This is a genomic window from Phenylobacterium sp. (genome assembly GCF_030651185.1).
Classification (GTDB): Bacteria; Pseudomonadota; Alphaproteobacteria; order Caulobacterales; family Caulobacteraceae; genus Phenylobacterium.
Genome location: NZ_JAUSCJ010000014.1, coordinates 1 through 1,592 on the forward strand (window position 1 = coordinate 1; position 1,592 = coordinate 1,592).

The 1,592-nt window shown below is 64.5% G+C and carries 2 protein-coding genes and 1 pseudogene; 2 read left to right on the forward strand and 1 reads right to left on the reverse strand.

Features of this window, described 5'->3' with window-relative positions; genetic code table 11:
- The coding region (locus Q7J39_RS06505) for a hypothetical protein (protein ID WP_304821670.1) at positions 1-192 on the forward strand (192 nt) is incomplete at its 5' end.
- A 127-nt stretch (positions 193-319) separates the two neighbouring features.
- Positions 320-1,014: pseudogene (locus tag Q7J39_RS06510) on the forward strand (IS5 family transposase); the annotation flags it as partial.
- A 120-nt stretch (positions 1,015-1,134) separates the two neighbouring features.
- Here Q7J39_RS06510 and Q7J39_RS06515 read toward each other — a convergent pair.
- On the reverse strand, positions 1,135-1,592 hold a 458-nt coding region (locus tag Q7J39_RS06515), incomplete at its 5' end, for a CoA transferase (protein WP_304821676.1).

Consider the following 1,592-nt stretch of genomic DNA (forward strand, 5'->3'; position numbering starts at 1 on the left):
GCCATGAACCTCACCGGCCCCGACCGCGTCCTCCTCGACCGCTATCTCGAAAGCGTCCTGCTGCGCTTCAGCGACGGCAAGTACAGCCTGGCCGACGCGACACAGGAACTCGCTCAAGCCTTCACCCAGTCCGAGCGGGACGAATTGCTGGCCCACCTGCGCGGCGTGGTCGAGGCCGGGGACGACGCCTAGATCTAATTTCAAAGTTGTAGAGCCGGACTCAGGCTTCGAGAGACGCCATCCGGCTCTAGGGTCCGTACTCAATCAGCTTGCGCTGTTAGCTGAGTTCTGATTCCAGGATTCCGGGAGGTAAACCGGGATGTCAAAGCGCAAGCAGGCCTATTGGCTGTCTGATGGGGAGTGGGCGGCGATTGAACCGCACCTTCCGCGAGGGCGCAGTGGCGCCCACCGTGTAGACGACCGCAGGGTCGTCAGCGGCATCGTTCACATGCTGCGATCTGGGGCGCCCTGGCGCGATTGCCCGCCGGAGTACGGCCCGTATACGACGGTCTACAATCGCTTTAACCGCTGGAGCCGCCAGGGGGTCTGGAGCGAGATATTCTATGCCCTGACGGGCAAAAGCGATGTCGTGACTGGCGCGATAGACGCCACCTACGTCAAGGCGCACCGCTCGGCGGGCGGCGCAAAAGGGGGGCCTTCGACAACGCCATCGGAGCTTCTCGCGGCGGACGAACGACCAAAATCCACGCGCTGACCGACGAGCTTGGACGGCCCAGGGCTCTCGTTCTGACGGCAGGCAACACCCATGACCTGGTGGGCGCGGGCGCGGTCCTCAAGCTCGTGCCTACGCCTCGCAAGCTTCTGGCGGATCGGGCCTACGATGCCCGAAAGCTGCGAGACTGGCTCGTCGAGCACGGCTGCGAGCCCGTGATCCCGCCAAACCCGACGCGCAAACATCCTCACAGCTACGATCCGGTGGCCTACCGCAGCCGCAACGCCATCGAGCGGATGTTCTGCAGGCTCAAGGACTTCCGACGCATCGCAACCCGGTACGACAAGCGAGCTGACAACTTTCTATCCGCCGTTCTACTCGCGGCCGCCGTCACTTGGTGGATCCCGATTGAGTCCAGACCCTAGATCGGTAAGAGCCGGAGAGGGCGCCGCCCTCTCCGGCTACTCCGCCTTCAACCCCATCTCAGCCGTCACCTCGGCGGTGTCCTCGCCGAGCCTTGGCGCGTGGCGGCGTATGTTGGATGGCGAGCCGGTGAACCGCACCGGCGGCTTCATGGCGTTGTAGGGCCCTGCGTGCGGGTGGTCGTAGCGCTCGAAGAAGCCCACCGCCTTCAGGTGCGGATCCTCGGGCAGGTCGTCCAGGCGCGCGGTCTTGACGATGGGGATCGACAGCGGCTTCAGCAGGTCCAGCCATTCCTGGGTGGTCTTGGTCTGGGTGACCTCGCCCACCAGGCCGTAGAGTTCGCCGATGTGCTTGGCGCGCGTCGCGTAGTCGGAAAAGCGCTCGTCCTTTCCGAAGGTCTCGGCCATCCCGGCGGCGGCGAAGAACTGGTCCCACTGCTTGTCGGTATAGGGCAGCAGGCCGATGTAGCCGTCCTTGGTCTGGTAGGGTTTGCGGT